1 protein-coding gene is annotated in these 962 nt (G+C 72.7%); it reads left to right on the forward strand.

Annotated elements, in window-relative coordinates; genetic code table 11:
• Nucleotides 1-962: DUF7997 domain-containing protein (locus tag ACFQEU_RS16660; protein WP_465261178.1), on the forward strand; the 962-nt coding region annotated here is incomplete at both ends.

A 962-nucleotide genomic window follows, 5' to 3' on the forward strand; every position in this document is an offset into this window, starting at 1 on the left:
GCTGCCGGCGACGTTCCCCGAGCTGCTCGACGACGCCCCCACCGACCTCCCGCGCGACCGCGACGGCGACCGCTACGAGGAGGAGCGACTCTCCGGCGAGGTGATCGTCGACGCCCCGTTCGAGGACGGCGAGACGACCGTCGGAACGCTCCTGACCGACCGCGCGGAGACCGACCGCCAGGCGGCACGTGACCGGCTCGCGTCGCTGTTCGACGAGCTCGACACGCCGGAGGCGCTGGCGGTCGCGGCCGCGAAGACGACCCTGGAGGTGCCCGACTCGGTGCCCGAGCGGCAGTCCGTCGTCGCCGACCTCCGCGTGTTATCGTTGCTGTCGGCGGAGACCGGCCTCCGGATCGCGGGTCCCGATTTCGACCCGTACTACGAGCACTCCGGCGGCTACGGCTACACCTGGTTCCGCGACGACGCCGAGATCTCCACGTTCCTCTTAGAGTCCGACCACCGGCTCGGGCTCGGGCTCGACGACTGGCACGAGCGGTCGGCGCGGATGTACGTCGAGACCCAACGCGCGGACGGCGCGTGGCCCCACCGCGTCTGGCCGCGGAACGGGGGGCTCGCCCCCGGCTGGGCGAACGCTCGCATCGAGGACGGGCCGGACGTGGACTATCAGGCCGATCAGACCGGTAGCGTCATCGCGTACCTCGCCCGCGCCCGGGGAGCGGGTATCGACGTGCCGGGACTGGAGACGACGCTCGCCGACGCCCTCGACAGCCTCGACTCGACGCTCGCGGACGACGGCCGGCCGGTCGTCTGTCAGAACGCGTGGGAGGACTCCGCGGGTCGGTTCACACACACCACCGCGACGTTCCTCGAAGCGTACGCCGCGCTCGCACGGCACGGCGCGGGGGTGGAGGCGTCGCCGGCGGGCAGCGACGCGATGGATGGCGAGACGCTGGATGGCGACGCGTCGAACGGCGGCGCGACGGAGAGGCGAGCCGATCTCG

Origin of the sequence: Halorubrum tibetense (assembly GCF_042661865.1) — an archaeon.
Lineage (GTDB): Archaea > Halobacteriota > Halobacteria > Halobacteriales > Haloferacaceae > Halorubrum > Halorubrum tibetense.